The 19519-nt window shown below is 48.1% G+C and carries 15 protein-coding genes and 5 tRNA genes; 12 read left to right on the forward strand and 8 right to left on the reverse strand.

Annotated features, from left to right (window positions below; translation table 11 throughout):
• Positions 1–286: 286 nt before the first annotated feature.
• The gene (gene ansA / locus RCH83_RS07710; protein ID WP_306520680.1) at positions 287–1303 is read right to left on the reverse strand and encodes an asparaginase; all 1017 of its coding nucleotides are present in this window, start codon (positions 1301–1303) and stop codon (positions 287–289) included.
• Between the two features lie 213 nt (positions 1304–1516).
• Here ansA and RCH83_RS07715 point away from each other — a divergent pair.
• The 9 genes from RCH83_RS07715 to RCH83_RS07755 all read left to right on the forward strand — a co-directional run bounded on the left by RCH83_RS07715 (position 1517) and on the right by RCH83_RS07755 (position 5872).
• Positions 1517–1607 (forward strand) — tRNA-Ser (locus RCH83_RS07715).
• A gap of 186 nt (positions 1608–1793) precedes the next feature.
• The gene (uvrY, locus tag RCH83_RS07720) at positions 1794–2447 is read left to right on the forward strand and encodes a UvrY/SirA/GacA family response regulator transcription factor (RefSeq protein ID WP_306520682.1); all 654 of its coding nucleotides are present in this window, start codon (positions 1794–1796) and stop codon (positions 2445–2447) included.
• Positions 2448–2532: 85 nt separating this feature from the next.
• Complete coding sequence (gene uvrC, locus RCH83_RS07725; protein WP_373689758.1) at positions 2533–4293, forward strand: excinuclease ABC subunit UvrC; 1761 nt, start codon at positions 2533–2535, stop codon at positions 4291–4293.
• A 21-nt stretch (positions 4294–4314) separates the two neighbouring features.
• Positions 4315–4857, forward strand: a complete 543-nt coding sequence (gene pgsA, locus RCH83_RS07730) for a CDP-diacylglycerol--glycerol-3-phosphate 3-phosphatidyltransferase (protein ID WP_306520686.1) — start codon at positions 4315–4317, stop codon at positions 4855–4857.
• A 134-nt stretch (positions 4858–4991) separates the two neighbouring features.
• A tRNA-Gly gene (locus RCH83_RS07735) sits at positions 4992–5067 on the forward strand.
• A gap of 20 nt (positions 5068–5087) precedes the next feature.
• A tRNA-Cys gene (locus RCH83_RS07740) sits at positions 5088–5161 on the forward strand.
• 31 nt (positions 5162–5192) lie between these two features.
• A tRNA-Leu gene (locus tag RCH83_RS07745) sits at positions 5193–5279 on the forward strand.
• Between the two features lie 47 nt (positions 5280–5326).
• Positions 5327–5402, forward strand: a tRNA-Gly gene (locus RCH83_RS07750).
• A gap of 206 nt (positions 5403–5608) precedes the next feature.
• Complete coding sequence (locus RCH83_RS07755; protein WP_306520688.1) at positions 5609–5872, forward strand: permease; 264 nt, start codon at positions 5609–5611, stop codon at positions 5870–5872.
• A 220-nt stretch (positions 5873–6092) separates the two neighbouring features.
• Here RCH83_RS07755 and RCH83_RS07760 read toward each other — a convergent pair whose 3' ends face one another.
• The 5 genes from RCH83_RS07760 to RCH83_RS07780 form a co-directional block, all read right to left on the reverse strand.
• A complete protein-coding gene (locus RCH83_RS07760) occupies positions 6093–7508 on the reverse strand; it encodes a DASS family sodium-coupled anion symporter (RefSeq protein ID WP_306520690.1) in 1416 nt (471 codons plus the stop codon).
• Positions 7509–7566: 58 nt separating this feature from the next.
• Positions 7567–8538: a porin gene (locus RCH83_RS07765; RefSeq protein ID WP_306520692.1), complete on the reverse strand. Its 972-nt coding sequence runs from the start codon at positions 8536–8538 to the stop codon at positions 7567–7569.
• Positions 8525–9856: a dicarboxylate/amino acid:cation symporter gene (locus RCH83_RS07770; RefSeq protein WP_306520694.1), complete on the reverse strand. Its 1332-nt coding sequence runs from the start codon at positions 9854–9856 to the stop codon at positions 8525–8527. The genes RCH83_RS07765 and RCH83_RS07770 overlap by 14 nt, the downstream gene beginning before the upstream one ends.
• 286 nt (positions 9857–10142) lie before the next feature.
• Complete coding sequence (locus RCH83_RS07775; RefSeq protein ID WP_306520696.1) at positions 10143–11588, reverse strand: sigma-54 dependent transcriptional regulator; 1446 nt, start codon at positions 11586–11588, stop codon at positions 10143–10145.
• Positions 11581–13407, reverse strand: coding sequence for an ATP-binding protein (locus tag RCH83_RS07780; RefSeq protein WP_306520698.1), 1827 nt, complete (start codon positions 13405–13407; stop codon positions 11581–11583). Before RCH83_RS07780 ends, RCH83_RS07775 begins: the two co-directional genes overlap by 8 nt.
• 208 nt (positions 13408–13615) lie before the next feature.
• Between RCH83_RS07780 and RCH83_RS07785 the strand changes: the two genes are divergently transcribed.
• Positions 13616–14578 carry an aldo/keto reductase family oxidoreductase gene (locus RCH83_RS07785; protein WP_306520700.1) on the forward strand — a complete coding sequence of 321 codons (963 nt, stop codon included), beginning with the start codon at positions 13616–13618 and terminating at the stop codon, positions 14576–14578.
• 153 nt (positions 14579–14731) lie between these two features.
• On the opposite strand, the gene RCH83_RS07790 is transcribed toward RCH83_RS07785, so the two are convergent.
• Both RCH83_RS07790 and RCH83_RS07795 read right to left on the reverse strand, forming a co-directional pair.
• On the reverse strand, positions 14732–15607 hold the full coding sequence (locus tag RCH83_RS07790; RefSeq protein ID WP_306520702.1) for a 5'-nucleotidase, lipoprotein e(P4) family: 876 nt from the start codon (positions 15605–15607) through the stop codon (positions 14732–14734).
• 193 nt (positions 15608–15800) lie between these two features.
• On the reverse strand, positions 15801–17435 hold the full coding sequence (locus tag RCH83_RS07795; RefSeq protein ID WP_306520708.1) for an electron transfer flavoprotein-ubiquinone oxidoreductase: 1635 nt from the start codon (positions 17433–17435) through the stop codon (positions 15801–15803).
• A 247-nt stretch (positions 17436–17682) separates the two neighbouring features.
• Here RCH83_RS07795 and RCH83_RS07800 point away from each other — a divergent pair, with 247 nt between their 5' ends.
• Complete coding sequence (locus RCH83_RS07800; RefSeq protein ID WP_306520704.1) at positions 17683–18432, forward strand: electron transfer flavoprotein subunit beta/FixA family protein; 750 nt, start codon at positions 17683–17685, stop codon at positions 18430–18432.
• Positions 18432–19358 carry an electron transfer flavoprotein subunit alpha/FixB family protein gene (locus RCH83_RS07805; RefSeq protein WP_306520706.1) on the forward strand — a complete coding sequence of 309 codons (927 nt, stop codon included), beginning with the start codon at positions 18432–18434 and terminating at the stop codon, positions 19356–19358. The genes RCH83_RS07800 and RCH83_RS07805 overlap by 1 nt, the downstream gene beginning before the upstream one ends.
• Positions 19359–19519: the final 161 nt, after the last annotated feature.

The following is a 19519-nucleotide window of genomic DNA, read 5'->3' on the forward strand; positions in this document are numbered from 1 at the left end:
CACAACAGTGGTGAAGCGGTGACACAACCGCAGTTGTTGTCACGCTGGTTGCAGTATGGTGTTGTGACAGAAGCTGAAAAACCTTTACTGGCGCGGGTAAAAGCCATTTATCTTGGCGTTGATGCCGCCAAATAGCCGAAACAGCTGTGAAATACCAGCTGTGTAGTACCAGCTGTGAAGTGCAGTAATTGCAATTCATAAATAAAAAGCCCTGGCTTCGCAGCCAGGGCTTTTTATATCTTTATCACAACAGCGACTTTTACGGCTGCAGTTGTGAAATCAGCTGTTAACCCGCTGTCAGTTCACCGCGTAAACTGGTTTGCATTTGCGCTCTTATTTGCTCTGCGCTTAATGGCTGACTGAGCAAATAATGCAGTTTGGTCAGTGTTGCTTCCAACGTCATATCGTAACCGCTGATAACACCGGATAAACGCAGTGCGTTGCCGGTGGCATAACCGCCCATATTCACTTTGCCTTTAAAACACTGAGTGCAGTTGACAATAATAGTGCCGCGCTCTGAGGCTTCTTTGAGGGTATTGAGCAAAGCCGGATCTTGTGGTGCATTGCCCACACCATAAGATTTGATAATAAGCGCGCGCACCGGTGCTGCCGCCATATTTTTAATCACATCCACGCTGATGCCAGGATACAAAGTCACCACACTGATAGGTTGTGGCGTAATTTGCGCTACATTGAGCGGCGCTGAAGGTGCTGAGCTTGCCAGCTGTCCTGCCAGCATTTCAATATGAATACCAGCTTGCAGCAGTGCCGGGAAATTTGGCGAGGCAAAAGCATTAAAACCATCGGCGTCGGCTTTGGTGGCTCTGTTACCCCGAAACAGCTGGTTGTTAAAATACAAAGCCACTTCAGCAATAGGGTAATAAGCCGCCAGATATAACGAATTCAGTAAATTCACCTGGCCGTCTGATCGCAACTGGGCAAGCGGAATTTGTGAGCCGGTGATGATCACAGGTTTAGTCAGGTTTTCCAGCATAAAAGACAAAGCAGAGGCGGTATAAGCCATAGTGTCGGTGCCGTGTAACACCACAAAACCGTCATATTCGTCGTAATGACTGCGGATATCTTCGGCTATATGTAACCAGTGGGCCGGTGTCATATCAGAAGAATCAATCACAGGGTGATATTCGTGAATATCAAACTGCGGCATTTCCGGCCGGTAAAATTCCGGCATGGCTTTAACAGTGTCAGATAAAAAACCCGGTACCGGCACATAACCGTTGGCAGATTTTTGCATACCTATAGTACCGCCGGTGTAAGCGACGTAAATGCGTTTTTGTGACATAAGGGCAGGGCTCTTGGTTTTTGCGGCCATTGTAAACTTTTGTGCTTGCGCTGTCAGTCTGGTCTGTGCTGCTTGTGAGTATTTACTGGCTGTTATGTTGCCGATATCATCACCATAGCAGGCAGTTTTGGCGAAAAGCTGAGCAAACGAACAGCAACAGTAAAAAAAGCGCTTTACAACTTTTGTCAGACTTTCTATCATGCCGTCCATCGCGGAGAGATGGCAGAGTGGTTTAATGCACCGGTCTTGAAAACCGGCGAGGGTTAGTAGCCCTTCAAGAGTTCGAATCTCTTTCTCTCCGCCACTTCTTCTAAACCACCTTAAGGGTGGTTTTGTCGTTTCTGAAGCCTGCTTTTTTCTTGCCGCCTGCTGCTGCGCCGACCTCTGTGTGCCCTTGTTTTTACCGTAGCAAATTCAGTTGGCCTCAGCTATGCTAGCGAGCAATAACACCCTCATTTGGGTCATATTTTTTATCTCGGCGGGGCAGCAATTGATTAACGTTTTGTTGGTTGATGATCATGAATTAGTCAGAACCGGTATCAGCCGAATTCTCAACGACGAACGTGGTATTCGGGTGGTGGCAGAAGCCAGCTCAGGCGAGCAGGCTATTAGTTATTGCCGTAATGAATCTGCCGAAGTAGTGACGCCCGATGTGGTGCTGATGGATATGAATATGCCCGGCATTGGCGGCATGGCTGCTACTAAACGTATTTTGCATTATTGCCCTGATATTAAAGTGCTGGCGCTGTCGGTGTCTTTTGAAGAGCCGGTACCAACCAAAGTGATGCAAATGGGCGCTGCCGGTTTTATCTCCAAAAACGCAGCCCCCAGAGAAATGATTGAAGCTATTCGTAAAGTGGCGGCAGGGCAACGTTATATTTCCGATGAAGTTGCGCAAAAAATGGCGCTCAGTAAAATTCAGTCCAATAGCGCCAATCCTTTTGATGAGCTGTCTGAACGTGAACTGCAAATTATGCTGATGATCACCAAAGGCCAAAAGGTCAACGATATTGCCGACCAACTCAACGTCAGTGCCAAAACAGTCAATTCATATCGCTACCGCATGTTTGAAAAGCTATCCATCAGCGGTGATGTAGAGCTGACCCACCTGGCGCTGCGTCACGGTATGATTGACATCGTCTGAGCCGCTGATTTTGCCAACACCAAATCCATCCTTTGACGCCAAAGCATTTTTGGCCACTGTGCCGCAGTTGCCGGGCGTGTACCGTATGCTCAATGCGCAGGAAACTGTGATTTATGTGGGCAAAGCCAAAGATTTAAAAAAGCGGCTTTCCAGTTATTTTCGGGTGAATGTACCGGGGGTTAAAACCCGCGCTTTAGTCAGCCAAATTCAGCATGTGGAAATTATTGTCACCCACAGTGAAACCGAAGCGCTGATTTTGGAAAATAACCTGATTAAGCAGTTTATGCCCAAATACAATGTGCTGCTTCGTGATGACAAATCTTACCCTTATATTCTGCTGACCGATCATAAACACCCCCGTTTAACCTCTCATCGTGGGCCACGCAAAGTGGCAGGGCAGTATTTTGGCCCTTACCCAAGTGCTGGTGCTGTGTGGGAAAGTTTAAAACTATTGCAGAAAATATTTCCGGTGCGTCAGTGTGAAGATGGTTTTTATCGCGCCCGTACCAGACCCTGTTTGCAATATCAGCTGAAACTGTGCTCGGCGCCCTGTGTTGGCAAAATTTCCGACAGCGCTTATGGCGAGCAAGTGCGGTTAACCAAGTTGTTTTTATCCGGCAAAAATCAGCTGGTGATTGACGATTTAGTGCAGTTGATGGAGCAGGCCAGTCAAAACCTGGAATTTGAGCAGGCGGCGCAGCTGCGTGACCAAATTACCGCTTTACGCACTGTGCAAGAGCAACAAACGGTCAGTGGCGACCAAACCGAAATGGACGTGATAGGTTTTCATTATTCGCATGGAGTTGCAGCTGTGCATGTGCTTTTTGTGCGCGAACAGAAAATTCTTGGCAGTAAAACTTATCATCCAAAGGTGCCGCAACAAACTGACCCTGAAGAAATTCTGCCGGCTTTTTTATTGCAGTTTTATTTAAATGGCATTGGCGGACAAACGGTGCCGCGCGATGTGGTGTTAGGTGTTGAACTGGAAGACTCTGAGGCCATCAGCGCCGCCATCAGTGCACAAAGTGGTTATAAAGTCAGCCTGATTTCGCCCAAAAGAGGCGAAAAAGCAAGGTATCTCAGTCTGGCAGAGAAAAATGCCAAAACCGCCTGCGACAGCAAACTGAGTTTCAGCCAACAAATGGCCGTGCGTTATACCGAACTGAAGGCTTTGTTAAAGCTGGCGGAATTAAACCGGATGGAGTGTTTTGACATCAGCCATACCATGGGTCAGCAAACCATCGCTTCTTGTGTGGTTTTTAATGGTGAAGGGCCGGATAAAGCCGAATATCGCCGTTTTAATGTCGAAGGCATTACGCCGGGTGATGATTACGCCGCCATGTTATTTGCGCTGAATAAAAGATATGGCAAGTTGCAGGACGAAAGCAGGGTGCCCGATTTAGTGTTGATAGACGGCGGTTTAGGCCAGTTGAATCAGGCGATTGCTTTTTTCAGTGATTGGCCGCTAAGTAAAAAACCATTGCTGCTGGGCGTTGCCAAAGGTACCAGCCGCAAACCTGGTTTAGAGACTTTAATTTTGGCGGGTTCAGACAAAGAAATGAATTTACCGCCTGATGCGCCGGCGCTGCATCTTATTCAGCAGATCCGCGATGAAGCCCACCGTTATGCCATTACTGGCCACAGAGCCAAAAGGGGCAAAAAAATGGTGCAAAGTCCGCTGGAAAATATCGAAGGAATAGGTGAGAAACGCCGGCAAGCTTTGTTACAATACCTCGGTGGTTTACAGGGCGTGATGAAAGCGTCGGTACAGGAACTGGCAACGGTTCCCGGCATATCTAAAACGCAGGCTGAGTTAATTTATCAGGCCTGTCATAATAAAAACTAAGACGTATTTGAGATCCCATTGATGTGGAATGTTCCTAATCTATTAACTTTGTTCAGAATTTTCTTAATTCCGGTATTTGTATTCTGCTTTTATTCCACGCATGAACATGCGCGTTTTTTAGCTGCATTTGTATTTTGGCTGGCGGCCATTACTGACGCGCTGGATGGTTATCTGGCACGCAAGTTACAACAATCCACCGCCTTTGGTGCTTTTTTAGACCCTGTTGCCGACAAAGCCATGGTGGCCGCTGCTTTAGTGCTGATAGCTGTGGATATGCAAACTTTGTGGGTGACAATACCTGCGTTTTTAATGATCAGCCGCGAAATTATTATTTCTGGCCTGCGCGAATGGATGGCCGGTGTTGGCCGGGGCGCTCAGGTGAAAGTGTCTGATATGGGCAAATGGAAAACCGCGGTACAGATGTTGGCGTTGATTGGTTTAATTTGGCAACCAGTGGACTGGATCACCCAACTTGGCATGCTGTTATTGTATCTGGCTACCTTATTAACGGTCTGGTCTATGGTCGCTTATTTGCAGGCGGCGTGGCAGGATTTAAAGCAGTAATCAATAACTTGCTGCTTTATTCGGCAGTAAAGTTAAAATTTGAGCAAACGATTTGCAATCTGCAAGTTTCTGGTTGACGGAATTATTAAACTCAGTAGAATGCGTCTCGTGTTGAGGCAATAGCCTTATCGGATGCGGGCATAGCTCAGTTGGTAGAGCGCTACCTTGCCAAGGTCGAGGTCACGAGTTCGAATCTCGTTGCCCGCTCCAAATCACAAATTAAGCAAGATGGCGGGTTGGCAGAGTGGCCATGCAGCGGATTGCAAATCCGTCCACCTCGGTTCGACTCCGGGACCCGCCTCCATGTTGTGAACACAAAAAGTAACAAGTTGTCTGCCCGGGTGGTGAAATCGGTAGACACAAGGGATTTAAAATCCCTCGCTCGAAAGGGCGTGCCGGTTCAAGTCCGGCCCCGGGCACCATTTACTGACCTGCACAGCAGAAGTAAAAGTGACAAAATGAAAAATTTGCGGGCATAGCTCAGTTGGTAGAGCGCTACCTTGCCAAGGTCGAGGTCACGAGTTCGAATCTCGTTGCCCGCTCCAAAATGGCTTTGTAAGAAAGTTAAAACAACAATCTTGCAAACAGAAATAAACAAAACGCCGCTTTTAAGCGGCGTTTTGTTTTTGTGTCTGTCATGGCTTTTTGCCTGTACAAACAACCAAGCTGTCTCATGGAATTGAGAACCGTCCTTCCCATGGAAAGGGCCAGCCTGTTTTGGACGACTTCAGCTTGTTCTGGAATATTACTCATGCTTAGTTTAATCGCCGATATCGTTGGTATGGCCGGCACCTGCCTGGTGGTGGGCGCGTTCTTTTTGCTGCAACTGAATAAAGCCAACCCTAAAGGTTTGTTGTACAACCTGATGAATCTTTGTGGTGCCTTGTTTTTGTTGTTCAGCCTATGTATCAACTTTAATCTGGCTAGTTTTGTGATTGAAATTTTCTGGATAGCGGCTTCTTTAATCGGGCTTTATGGTTATTTAAAAACAAAAAAACAGCAGCAGGTGCAATAAGTGCAGCCAGAAACTTAGTTGTTCCGTGCTATATCAGTTGCCGTTGACGGTTAATAAAAAAGCAGCAAAAGCTGCTTTTTTTATCGGCAAACATTCGTGTTGATTGTTACTCTGCCGATGGCCGGCAAAACAGGGTAAATAACACTATTGAGTGTGGGGAAACCAGTGATACAAACTGTAACCGCTGCTCACCCCAGGCTCTGGCAGCCAGAATGAGGGATCAGGGCAATAACAAAGGACCAAGCCACTCAGAAAGCAACACCACCAGCAGCACACCAACCAGATTCATCACAAAACCCGCTCTTATCATATCTTTAATTTTTAAATGACCACTGCCAAACACTATTGCATTGGGTGGGGTGGCCACAGGCAACATAAAACCCAGACTTGCCGCCAGGGCTGCCGGCACCATCAGATACAGCGGTGACAATCCCATCGACACTGCAACAGGGCCCAGCAAGGGTAAAAAAGCGGCTGCTGTTGCTGTGTTGCTGTTTACTTCGCTTAACAGCAAAATCAGCACCACCACAGCCAGCATCACCAGCAGAGGTTCAACTCCCTGTAATACCTGTAACTGCTCTGCCAGCACCCGTGCCACACCGGTTTTCTGAATTTGTTCGGCAATAGTTAAACCACCACCAAATAACAATAAAATACCCCAGGGCAGTTTTTCGCTGTCACGCCACTCTAATACCGGCTCTTTTGGCTTGCCGGGCAGAATAAACAACAATAAAGCCGCTGTCATGGCAACCAGCGTGTCGCTGATGGCAAGACCAGTCCAACGCGCCAGCCATTGTTGGCCTATCCAGCCTGTTGCCGCCAGGATAAACACCAGCAACACCATTTTTTCTGCCCTTGATAAAACGCCAAGCGTTGCCAGTTGTGACGACAGATTATTCTGATCACCAGTGCAGCTTTCTGCCGGTAGCTTAAATTGCACCTTACAAAGCCAGAACCAGCAGCAAATTAACATCAGCACTGACAGTGGCAGCCCCAGCAACATCCAGCGGGCAAAACTGAGTTCAATCTGGTAATTGTCGGCCAGAAAAGCAGCCAGCAGCGCATTGGGTGGCGTGCCTATCAAGGTGGCAATACCCCCTATGCTGGCACTGTAAGCAATAGCCAACAATATAGCTTTGCTAAAATCGTCCTGATCCCGCGCTTTTGCCATGGCAATAATGGATAAACCAATAGGCAACATCATCACAGCTGTTGCTGTGTTGGACATCCACATCGACAAGAAGGCGGTGACTGCCATCAGACTGGCAATTTGCGCTGGCGGTTTATTGCCGGCTAGCAGCAAGGCCCGAAGCGCCAGTCTGCGATGCAGGCCGGTTTTTTCCATGGCGATGGATAAAGTAAAACCACCCATAAACAAAAAAATCAACGGATGGGCATAAGGGGCAGTGGTGGCCTCCATCGAAGCCACACCAAGTAGCGGGATCAACACCATCGGCAACAACGAAGTCACAGCAATAGGCACAGCCTCGCTGACCCACCACAGAATCATCCATGCCATCAGGCCACAAATATGCCAGGCATTGTCACTTAAACCGGCCAAAGGCGGTGTTGTGAACAAAGTGATTAATAACAGCGCAGGGCCGGCGCTTAACAGGCCGATAGTTTTGCTATTCATGCAAAGTTCCACCTCAGGAGTTGCTGCCTGTCACGCCATGACAGGCAGCGTATCAAGGTTAAAAACTGTACTTTACCCCAATAGCTACAGCATGATCATGATTTGTTTCAAGATTTAACCGGGTGGCCAGAGTATAAAGCTGCCAGTCGGCTGTGAGCCGGTAATCCAGTCCGGCACTCAGCAACCTGGCGCGCTCTTTTTGCCGCAATTTGCTGTCATCTTGTTGCCATTGTAGTTTGGCGGTGACATGACCTTGTTGCACACTCAGCTGCGCCATTTGCGCATTGCCAGATTTACCGCTCAGTTGATGTTCGCTGTGTTGCCACATCAGCGCACCGGCAAGCAACATCTGCTGATGTTGCCACAGCGGCAGTTGCAGCAATAGCCGTTTGGCATTGAGTTGATTCAGCTCTTTGGCCAGCGAAACAGAGACAAATACCGGCTGTTTTTTCAGCGCAGCATCGCCATAACTCAGGCTGACATCATAACCACCGGCTTTTTCTTTGCCGGCCGAGGTTTGATAACTGCCCGCCACGGCAAAACCTGCCCATTGTGGTGACTGATAACCTATGATGTTTTTAAGCCGATCCTGACCTGGGCTCAGCTGGGCTATATCAGCCACATATTCATTAAATAAATCAGCTTTGCCTTCTGATTTTTTAAACTTTGTGTCGTTTTTGCCAAATACCAGCTCACCAAAGCTACCGGCAAGGCCAATATAAGTATTGCGGGCACCAAGCCGGTGCTCTTTATTGGCGTCATCTAAACCATTGACCTGCCATTCATACACATAAATAAGCTTAAGCTCGTCCGTCAGGGCCTGCTGACCTTTCAGCCCCAAACGGCTGAAGGGTAACTCAAGCTGAGAACCCTGGTCGGCATAACGGAATAAACCCCGGTTGACCGACAAAGTCTGTAAGTCAACTTTGCCATAAAATTGAAGCGCTTCAGACGACTGGGCTGCCTGCGAAGTTACGGTTAAGGTCAGGCTAAAAACCAGTACTAATGCAGCTTTATTATGCTTTAACATCAACAACCTCCGTTGCATGATTTGCTGTGTTGCCGGAGGCCATGATTGCCGGTGTTACGGTTTTATTCAGTTCATGTTGCAACTGCTGCTCGTCCAGTTCACCACACCATTTGGCCACCACTAAAGTTGCCACGCCATTGCCAATCAGGTTGGTTAATGCTCTGGCTTCTGACATAAAACGGTCAATACCCAGAATAAGGGCAATACCGGCAACGGGCACTGAACCCACTGACGCCAGCGTGGCAGCCAAGACAATAAAACCACTGCCGGTCACGCCTGCTGCGCCTTTAGAGGTAATTAATAACACCGCAAGTAAGGTCAGTTGTTGGGTTAAATCCATGGGGGTATTAGTGGCCTGGGCAATAAAAACTGCAGCCATAGTCAGGTAAATGGCGGTGCCATCAAGGTTAAATGAATAACCTGTTGGGATCACCAGACCGACAGTCGACTTGGCGGCACCGGCTTGCTCCAGTTTGGCCATCATGCGCGGTAACACGGATTCTGACGATGAAGTGCCAAGCACTATCAGCAGTTCTTCTTTGATATAACGGATAAATTTTGTAATGGAAAAACCGTGGTAGCGGCAGATGGCCCCAAGCACAATAAAAATAAACAGCAGGCAAGTCAGGTAAAACGTGGCCATTAAACTGGCTAACGACACTAAACTGGCAATACCGTATTTACCAATGGTAAAAGCCATAGCACCAAAAGCGCCAACAGGGGCCACTTTCATAATCATATGCACTATGGTGAACAGCACTTCTGAGCTTTTTTCAACATAACCAAAAATCAGATTTTGCCGGCCGCCCATCCGCTGCAAGGCAAAACCAAATAACACCGAAAAAAACAGCACCTGCAGCATGTCGCCACGGGCAAAAGCGTCAAACACACTGGTTGGTATCACATTCAGCAGAAAATCCACTGTGCCCACCATCTGATCCGGCGCTGTATATTTGCTGATTGAGGCTTGATCTAAACTGGCGGGGTCTATATTCATGCCAACACCGGGTTTAACCAGATTAATCACCACTAAACCGATGATCAACGCCAGCGTTGACACCACTTCAAAATAAATCAGTGCATAACCACCTGTTTTGCCTACTTTTTTCATATCCTCCATACCGGCAATGCCAAGTACAACGGTACAAAAAATAATGGGCGCAATAATCATCTTAATCAGTTTAATAAAGGCGGTGCCAAGGGGTTGCATGGCGCTGCCCAGCGCAGGCCAAAAATGGCCAAGCAGGATGCCGATGCTGATGGCGATTAACACTTGAACGTACAGACTGGATAAAAAACGACCTGTTGCAGATTTCATCATAGTTGCTCTTATTGGCTGAGGGTTTGTCCTTGTCAAAGTGATAAAAGCAAGGGTAAGGCCAGAATGATGAATTTACTTATTTTGTTTTAAATCAATATGTTGGGCGGGTTTTGTTGCAGGCTGCCTGGATTGTTGTGTGGTTTTCTACCCATAAGGTTTTTTGCTTGTCACTTTTTCCACCCAAAGTGCTTGTGGCGGGCAGCTGAACAAACAGGCAGCACACCCGCAGGTGCATAGCCGCCAGAAAGCATTGCCGGCTGGATAAATAACGGCAGCAAGCTACTTAGCTGTGGTCATCCGGCAAGTCGGTTTTATCGAGAAAATCGCGGCGGGTCAGCTGATATTTTGTCATTTTGTCGTATAAGGTTTTGCGGGCCAGTCCAAGGTCCTGCATCACTTGTTTGATTGAGCCTTTATGCTGATTCAGCGCTTCTTCCAACAAGCTTTTTTCATAAAATTCAACTCTTTGCTGCAAGCTTAAATGACCGGTAATTCCCTGTTCTTCACTAAGACCAGAGGTGGCCAGCGCAGCAGCAGGTCCAAGCAACACATAACGTTCCGCCAGATTGCGCAGTTCACGCACATTACCAGGCCAGTCATGTTGTTGCAGCTGTTGTAATTGCAGGCTGTTGGGCGGTAGATATTCTTTGTGAAAACGCGCCGCCGCAATACGGGCAAAATGGGCAAATAACAGCGGTAAGTCTTCGCGTCTTTGCCTGAGCGGCGGCAGCTGCAGCTGGAGCAGACTTAAGCGGTAATATAAATCGAGGCGAAACTCACCACTTTTGGCAAGTTGTTGTAAATCCACTTTGCTGGCGGCAATCACTCTGATATCTAAGTCGATAGCCTGATTAGACCCCAATCGGGTTACTTTACGCTCTTCTAATAACCGCAGCAGTTTTACCTGCAGTGATAAGGGTGTGCTTTCAATTTCATCCAGCAGCAAAGTACCGCCATTGGCAAATTCAAATTTACCAATACGTTTTTTGTCGGCGCCGGTAAAAGCACCGGCTTCGGCGCCAAAAAGTTCACTTTCAATCAGCTGCTCGGGAATAGCACCACAGTTAATTGCAACAAAGTTATGTTGTTTACGCTGACTTTGTTCATGCAGGTAACGGGCTACCAACTCTTTGCCACAACCGGTTTCGCCGTACAGCAGCACATCCGCAGGCGCATCAATGATCTGGTCGATCAAAGCCCGTAATTGGGTCATGGCCGGGCTTTGCCCCAAAATACGTTGGCCTGGCTGTTGTTCACGTACCACTGCTGCTTTTAAAGCGCGGTTTTCCAGAGTTAAACGGCGTTTTTCCAAAGCCCTTTGCACTACTTCAACCATATGAGCGTTATCAAAAGGTTTTTCCAGAAAATCATAAGCGCCAGCCTGCATTGCCTTTACGGCAAGGGCCACAGCACCATAACCTGTCAGCACCACCACGGGTAAATCGGCATCCAGTTGTTGCACTTTTTCCAGCAATTGCAGGCCGTTGATTGCCGGCATATGAATGTCGGTCAGCACTATGCCTTTATAACTGATGCCATGCTGATTTTGATTTTGTGCCGCCAATGCCTTTAACAGCTCAGCAGGGTTGGCGGTCGCGCGACATTGCAGGCCTTCAAGGGCAAATAACTGCACAACTGCGGTGCGGATATCGGCTTCATCATCAACAAACCAGATATCGACCTGTGCTGTTGTGCTTAATTGTTCAGTGGTCACGGCATGATCAGACATGGTGCACTCCCTGGTGTTGATAAAGTGGCAGTTGTATCAGGAATTCGGCGCCTTGTGGCGGGTGATTAGCCACCGTCAGACTGCCGCCAAAAGACTGCACTATGCGTTGTGATATGGATAAACCAAGCCCTAAACCATCCCGTGCTTTGGTACTGAAAAAAGCTTCAAATATTTTGTCCAGATGATGAGGTTCAATGCCAGGACCCAGATCGCGAATGCGGATCTGGGCTTTGTTGTCGGCTTGTTCCAGCACAATAAAAAAGCCGGGCTCCGGGCTTTGTAACATGGCCTGCAAACCATTGGTCAGAATATTCACCAGCACCTGCTCAAGCTGTATCGCATCCACCAGCACTAACAGTGGCAGATCCGGTTGTTTTAACCGCGTTTTTACACCCTGACGCTGACATTGGTGCTGCACTATGCCAAGGGCGTCCAGCAACACAGTTTGCAAAGCAACAGACTGATTTTTCCCGCTGCCAGGGCGGCTGAAGTCTTTAAACTGCGCGATGATATTGGCTAACCGCTGAATAAGTTTAAGCATTGCCGCCAGATTCATTTTGGCGTCGGCCAGCATGTTTTTCTCCAGCATCCGTTCGGTGTTCTGGGTATAACTTTGCAAAGCTGTCAGTGGCTGATTCAGTTCATGATTCAGCGAAGCGGATAAACTGCCGATAGTGGCAAGTTTGGCCGCTTGTACCAATTCTTGTTCAGTTTGCGCCAGCGCTGATTCGGTTTGTTCTCTTTTGGCAATTTGTGTGAGCAAACGCTGATTGGTCTCGGCAAGCTCGGCGGTGCGATCTAACACTCTTTGCTCCAGCGCCTGATTATGTTGCTTGAGCTGCTGCTGCCTTTTGCTGCGTTCACGCCGCCATAACAACAAAAAAGCAAAACCCAGATAAAGCAGGGTGCCTATGGCCAGCATCCTTCCAATCGGCGCGCTGCTGGGTTGCTGTAATAACACCAGCTGCCACTGAAATTCCGGCAGCGGCGACTGATAAGCAAAAAAATGTTGGTTATGTTGTGCTGATGGTAATTGCCACAGCGTATAAGCCGGTGCCAATAAAGCCGCTTGCTGTTTTTGACCCAAAGGTTCCAGTGTTTTGGTCAGGTATCTTTGTTGTTCACTCTCTGACATGGGTCTGTTGTGCAGTCTTTTAAAACGCCAGTCGGGCCTGTCTGATAAAAACACTTCGTCACTTTGGCCAGTCACCAGAAAATGCCAGCCGTCTAAACCGGCAATATTTTGCTGATGATGTTCTATCGGTTCTAAATCTATTTTTAGCGCCAGCACTGCTTTTATTGTTGGCGGTTGTGACTTTAAGCGCTGCTGTTCATAAACAGGTGCGCTGAAATAATAACCACGTCTGCCACTGGTATGGCCAAGGGCGTAATAATGGCCTGGCTTGCCTGCTAATGCCTGTTGTACATAAGGGCGAAACGAAAAATCGCGACCCACATAAGAGGCCGGGCTTTGGAAATTGCTGGCTGCAATTACTTTACCATTCAAATCAAGAAGATAAACATCTTCTGTTTTGGAGGCTTGTTGTAAATCACGCAGATAGCTGTTGAGGCTATTACTGCCGCCTGCAGCAAGTTGTTGTTGCAGGCTGGCGGATATAGCTAATTCTGCTGCAACGTCGGCGTAACGGCCAATTTCATAACGGATAAAAGCGCTAAGCCGCTCGCTCTGTAATACCGCTTGTTGTTGCTGCTGATAAAACACCCAATGTTGGCTGAGCACGGCAAGCAACAGCAGCCAGATAACAAAACCGCTAAAAGCTGCAAACCACCAGCGTGGCAGATGAAAATTTCTGAACAAATGCAGCTCCTGGCAAAACAACATGGGTATTCGCATGGTCTGGCAGTTTAAGGACTGTTGTTATTGGCGGCAAGTTTTGCCGGATAGTTGGGTGATGCTAAGGGCAGCAGTTGTGGTAGCGACTTTATGCAGTAGCTGGTAAAAACTACTGGGGATAAACCCCAATTTTGCTACACTGCGGCCAGCTAGATTTTTTAGGAACATCATCATGCTACCTATTTTACAGACCTATCCTGATGCCGGCGCCTTAGTTTTTGGCTGTATGGGCCTTGGCGGTGACTGGAACCAAGCTGATATTAGTGTTGAAGCCAGAAGGTTATCTTACGCTGCGCTGGACAGCGCACTGACAAAGGATTTTGTGTTATTTGACCATGCCGATATTTACAGTAGAGGTAAGTCAGAGCAGGTGTTTGGCGATTATCTGGCACTGCATCCAGGGCTTCGCGACAAGATTTTGATCCAGACCAAATGTGCTATCCGTTTTAAAGACGAGCATGCTGTAGGCCGCTACGATTTTTCCGCTGCTTATATTCGTCGTCAGGTGGAATTATCGTTACGTCAGCTGCAGTGTGGTTATATCGATATGTTGTTGTTACACAGGCCAGATCCGCTGATGCAGGTGGAAGAAGTGGCTGCTGTGCTGATGGAGCTGCAGCAACAAGGCAAGGTGCGGCATTTTGGTGTCTCCAATTTTGGCTGGCCGCAGCTGCAGCTGTTGCAGTCTTGTTTAGCGCAGCCGCTTGTGGTGAATCAGCTGGAAATGAGCTTAAACCGCATCGACTGGCTGGAGCAAAATGTATTAACCGGTATGCAAAGTGGTGCGGCGCATTTTTTCAGTTATGGCACAGTGGAATATTGTCAGCAGCACAAGGTACAAATTCAGGCCTGGGGCAGTTTAGCGCAAGGGTTGTTTAGCGGTGGTAAAGCACCCACCTCAGTGGCAGAGCAACAAACAGCAGATTTAGTGGCAAGGCTGGCGGCAGAATATCAGACTTCAGCTGAAGCTATAGTGCTTGGCTGGCTGATGAAACATCCGGCCGGTATTCAACCTGTGATAGGTACCACCAATCCGGCCCGTATTGAAGCTTGTGCCAGAGCCCGGGGTCTGAGCTTAAGCCGTGAACACTGGTACGCTTTATATGTGGCAAGCCGTGGAGCGCCTTTGCCCTAAGGCTTACCCCTGGTCTAGTCAGAGCACAGGCATTTATTTGCCCCCAGGTCATTGAACCAAAATAAAAAAGCTGCCAAGGCAGCTTTTTTATTTTATGTTTTTCGCAAGTGCTGCAGCTGTTAAAACAACAGCACCATGCAGCGTAAAGCGTGTTTAAAAACCGCGCAAATATTGCTGTTTTGGTGCAGCCAGAATAGTTTCCCATGAGCCATAAGTTGGGTTGGTTAACATAAACCATTTGCTGCCCCAAAGCGCCTGATGCTGGTCAACCAACGCGGCTCGTTGTGGTGGTGTAATGTCTTTTTTGACATTTGGCAGAAAATCACCAAAATCGTCACCGACCGACATCACCACCCGGTATTGTTGCATGGCAAGTTCACGACGGCTTTGTTTTTCGCTGCTCCAATCTTGCTGTTCACCTTTAAGCCACACCTGAGTTTCTTCCACTTTCTGAATGCCTACAGCACGCAGGTTAGCGATAGTGTCGGTTTTTTGCGGGCAATTGCTTTTTTCGTCACGCGCTTTACAACCACGGTTGCTGATATACAACACTTTAATGCCCATAGCTTCGGCTGCATTAACAAAAGCCACAGCGCCTGGCACCGCTTGCGCTTTGGCTGCAGCGACCCAGTTGTCCCACTGGGCGTCGTTAAAACCTTGTTGGTTATTCAGCACATCACGCGCAGCAGCAGGGGAGTTGTCGAGAATAGTTTCGTCAATATCCACAATAATGGCCGGTGGTAACTGCGCTGCGGCAGCGCTCTGAGGCCAGGCCGTCCAGCTGCGATCCGCTTTAGCCGCTGTTAATAAAGCCCGGGCCTGATTATAAGTCTGAATACTGTTGGCCCGAAATTCGGCCGAGGTCTGATACCAAAGCACACTGTTGAGGTTGGCATGTGAAGGCGTGCCTGTTGTTACAGTTGTTGTGCTGTTTAGAGCAGGTGTTGGCGCCACAGTCTGACAAGCACTTAATAACAACAGCGCCGCTATAGTGCTGGCAGAGCGCGCAGCAGAAGAAACAAAAGACATAACTACCTCATCAAAAACAAAAAAGCGATCATAATGCCAAATCGGCAAATTACAACCTTTTGCTGCCGGGCTTTGTTGTGGCTGTGGTGACTTGCATCAGGCAGCTGACACTGTTGTGTTCAACAGCGCTATGCCATTAAAAAACACCCCGCGAAAAGCGGGGGTGTTATTGATGCTGGTTTTAGCTTCGCTGTTACATATTCGGGTAGTTTGGCCCGCCAGCACCTTCAGGTGTGACCCAGCGGATATTCTGGCTTGGATCTTTAATGTCGCAGGTTTTGCAGTGAATGCAGTTTTGCGCATTAATTTGCAGTTTAGGCTCGTTTTGTTCCACACCCACTATTTCATAAACGCCGGCCGGACAATAACGCTGCGCAGGTTCGGCATATTTAGCGTAATTGACGCTGATAGGAATATTGGCGTCAAGCAGCTGTAAATGGCAAGGCTGCTCTTCTTCATGGTTGGTGTTGGATAAAAACACTGAACTTAATTTATCAAAACTCAGCATGTTATCGGGTTTGCCATACTGAATAGGCGTGCTTTCAGACGCCAGTTTTAAGCTTTGATGATCCAGCGTATTGTCTTTGAGGGTAAAGGGTAGTTTGCCGGCAAAAATGTTTTGATCAATAAAGTTAAAAGCACCACCCAGCAAAGAGCCAAACTTATGCATAGCCGGGCCAAAATTGCGTGAGCGATACAGTTCGTCATAAAGCCAGCTTTGTTCAAACAAAGTGGCAAACTCAGTGATATCAGCACCACCCTGACAATCGGCCGCCAAGCGGGCAAATACCGCTTCAGCGGCCAGCATGCCCGATTTCATGGCTGTGTGATTGCCTTTAATTTTGGCGAAGTTCAGGGTGCCGGCATCACAGCCCAACAGCATACCACCGGGGAAAGTCATCTTCGGCAGGCTGTTCAGGCCACCTTTGGCAATAGCGCGGGCGCCGTAACACACCCTTTTACCGCCGGTTAAATACTGGCTGATCACAGGGTGCTGTTTATAACGCTGGAATTCATCAAAAGGGCTTAAATAAGGGTTGCTGTAATTCAGGTCAATAATCAGACCCACCACCACCTGGTTGTTATCGGCATGATACAGATAACCACCACCACTGGTGTCTTTATCCAGCGGCCAGCCTGCTGAGTGCAGCACTAAACCGGCCTGATGTTTGTTTGGGTCAATGTCCCAAATCTCTTTAAAACCAATGGCATAATGCTGAGGTGATTTGCCAGCATCAAGACCGTAATGGTTAATCAGCTCTTTGCCAAGATGGCCACGGCAACCTTCGGCAAATAAAGTGTATTTAGCACGAAGTTCCATGCCAGGGGTAAAACCAGCTTTTTGCTGGCCATGTTTATCAAGGCCCATATCACCAGTGATAATGCCTTTTACCACATTGTCTTCAATAATCAGGCTGGCGGCGCTAAAGCCCGGGAATATTTCTACCCCTAAAGCTTCGGCCTGGCTGGCTAACCAGCGGCAGACATTACCCATAGAAACAATGTAGTTACCACTGTTGTGCATGGTTTTAGGCACTAAGGCATTAGGAATTTTGCGGGCATCATTTTCTGATTGCAGCAAATAGATGTCGTCATGGCTGACGGCAGTTGTTAAAGGCGCGCCTTGTTGTTGCCAATCCGGCAATAATTCGGTGAGGGCGCGGGTTTCAAAAACGGCCCCAGATAAAATGTGCGCGCCCACTTCTGAGCCTTTTTCTACCACACAAATGCTGATGTCGCGGCTGGCGGCTTTGGCTTGTTGCATCAGACGGATGGCGGCGGATAAACCAGCCGGGCCTGCACCAACGACGACTACATCAAACTCCATCGATTCTCTTTCCACGGCAGTCCCCTTTATTTGTTATTGTGTTTGTTGCCGCTGCGTTGTACTCCCAATGGGAGAGTACAAGCTCTGGCGATGGATGTTATTGTTTACGTGCTTTTTGAATTTCTGCAAGTTGCAAGGGTATTTCAGGTTGACGTTAACGTCAACAGTAGTTAGATTGTCCGGCATTAACAACAGCTGAAGTTTACCTTCACGTCAACCTGATGAGCGCAGACAGGGGTTTCTCACCATGAAAATATTAGTACCGGTCAAACGGGTCGTGGATTACAACGTTAAAGTTCGGGTGAAAGCCGATCAAACGGGTGTGGATTTAGCCAACGTAAAAATGGCATTAAACCCGTTTTGTGAAATTGCAGTAGAAGAAGCCGTTCGTTTAAAAGAAGCGGGCATTGCCACCGAAGTGGTGGTGGTGTCTATTGGACCTGCGACTGCACAAGAGCAACTGCGTACCGCTTTGGCTTTGGGTGCAGACCGTGCTGTATTACTGGAAACAGAGTTAACAGTGGATTCGTTACAGGTTGCCAAGCTGCTGGCGAAAATGGTGGAAACTGAACAGCCACAGCTTGTCATCATCGGTAAACAAGCCATTGACTCTGACAACAACCAAACCGGTCAGATGCTGGCGGCGTTAACAGGCATGGGTCAGGGCACTTTTGCCTCTAAAGTGGTGGTTGCTGACGGTAAAGTGGCGGTAACCCGTGAAATTGACGGTGGTTTACAGACTGTGTCTTTAAATCTGCCTGCTGTGGTTTCAACCGATTTACGTTTAAACGAACCCCGTTATGCCTCTTTACCGAACATTATGAAAGCCAAGAAAAAGCCGCTGGATGTGATTGCCGCTGACTCTTTGGGTGTGGCACTGCAAAGCAAGGTCACCACATTAAAAGTAACAGCGCCGGCACAACGTCAGGCCGGTGTGATGGTCGACAGTGTTGCCACTCTGGTTGAAAAATTAAAGCAAGAAGCGAAGGTGATCTAATGGCTATTTTAATCATTGCTGAGCATAACCATCAGGCGTTAAAAGCCGATACTGCAAAAACTCTGGCAGCAGCTGCCGCTATTGGCGGTGACGTTCATGTATTAGTGGCTGGTTTTAACTGCGCTTCAGCCGCTGCCGAAGCTGCTACTTTAGCGGGTGTGACTAAAGTCCTGTTGGCCGATGCTGCTTGTTATGAGCACCAGCTGGCAGAAAATATTAGTTTATTGGTGACAGAGCTGGGCCGGGACTACAGCCATATTCTGGCGTCAGCCACTACCCATGGCAAAAACTTCCTGCCGCGCGTTGCTGCACTTTTGGACGTTGCGCAAATTTCTGACGTGATTGCTGTTGAAAGTGCTGATACCTTTGTGCGCCCGGTTTACGCCGGTAATGCTATTGCCACAGTGCAATCGACAGACGCTATTAAAGTGCTGACGGTTCGAAGCTCAGCCTTTAATGCGGTAGCTAACGGCAACAATGCGCCTGTTGAAGTTATCAATATCGCTAAAGATGCCGGTTTATCAGCCTTTGTTGCTGAAGAGCTGACCAAGTCTGAACGCCCTGAACTGACCGCAGCCCGGGTGATTATCTCCGGCGGCCGTGGTATGCAAAATGGCGAAAACTTCAAACTGCTTGATGGTATTGCTGACAAACTTTGTGCTGCTATTGGTGCGTCACGCGCTGCGGTAGATGCCGGTTTTGTGCCTAACGATATGCAGGTTGGCCAAACCGGTAAAATTGTCGCACCGGATTTATATATTGCCGTGGGGATCTCTGGTGCCATTCAGCATTTGGCCGGTATGAAAGATTCCAAAGTGATAGTGGCCATTAACAAAGACCCTGAAGCACCTATTTTCCAGGTGGCCGATTATGGTTTGGTTGCTGATTTATTCACAGCACTGCCAGAGCTGGAAGCCAGTCTGTAACAATGCGGAACTATTGTGACCAGAAGCCAGTCAGATGACTGGCTTTTTTTATGACCGGATTTTGCCGGTTTTTTCAGATTGCCAAATACCAACTGATGCTGCACAAGCCGGTACAAACTTAGCGCCAGGCCGTGATATCAGCTATGTCTGTTGTATTGCCT

Origin of the sequence: Rheinheimera sp. (genome assembly GCF_030824435.1) — a bacterium.
Taxonomy (GTDB): domain Bacteria; phylum Pseudomonadota; class Gammaproteobacteria; order Enterobacterales; family Alteromonadaceae; genus Pararheinheimera.

What these genes read in the sequence shown, in the direction of transcription:
- ansA (WP_306520680.1), bottom strand. Translation starts at nt 1,303, where the DNA reads ATGTCACAAAAACGCATTTACGTCGCTTACACCGGCGGTACTATAGGT.
- uvrC (WP_373689758.1), top strand. Translation starts at nt 2,533, where the DNA reads ATGCTCAATGCGCAGGAAACTGTGATTTATGTGGGCAAAGCCAAAGAT.
- pgsA (WP_306520686.1), top strand. Translation starts at nt 4,315, where the DNA reads ATGTGGAATGTTCCTAATCTATTAACTTTGTTCAGAATTTTCTTAATT.
- RCH83_RS07755 (WP_306520688.1), top strand. Translation starts at nt 5,609, where the DNA reads ATGCTTAGTTTAATCGCCGATATCGTTGGTATGGCCGGCACCTGCCTG.
- RCH83_RS07760 (WP_306520690.1), bottom strand. Translation starts at nt 7,508, where the DNA reads ATGAATAGCAAAACTATCGGCCTGTTAAGCGCCGGCCCTGCGCTGTTA.
- RCH83_RS07765 (WP_306520692.1), bottom strand. Translation starts at nt 8,538, where the DNA reads ATGTTAAAGCATAATAAAGCTGCATTAGTACTGGTTTTTAGCCTGACC.
- RCH83_RS07770 (WP_306520694.1), bottom strand. Translation starts at nt 9,856, where the DNA reads ATGAAATCTGCAACAGGTCGTTTTTTATCCAGTCTGTACGTTCAAGTG.
- RCH83_RS07775 (WP_306520696.1), bottom strand. Translation starts at nt 11,588, where the DNA reads ATGTCTGATCATGCCGTGACCACTGAACAATTAAGCACAACAGCACAG.
- RCH83_RS07785 (WP_306520700.1), top strand. Translation starts at nt 13,616, where the DNA reads ATGCTACCTATTTTACAGACCTATCCTGATGCCGGCGCCTTAGTTTTT.
- RCH83_RS07790 (WP_306520702.1), bottom strand. Translation starts at nt 15,607, where the DNA reads ATGTCTTTTGTTTCTTCTGCTGCGCGCTCTGCCAGCACTATAGCGGCG.
- RCH83_RS07795 (WP_306520708.1), bottom strand. Translation starts at nt 17,435, where the DNA reads ATGGAGTTTGATGTAGTCGTCGTTGGTGCAGGCCCGGCTGGTTTATCC.
- RCH83_RS07800 (WP_306520704.1), top strand. Translation starts at nt 17,683, where the DNA reads ATGAAAATATTAGTACCGGTCAAACGGGTCGTGGATTACAACGTTAAA.
- RCH83_RS07805 (WP_306520706.1), top strand. Translation starts at nt 18,432, where the DNA reads ATGGCTATTTTAATCATTGCTGAGCATAACCATCAGGCGTTAAAAGCC.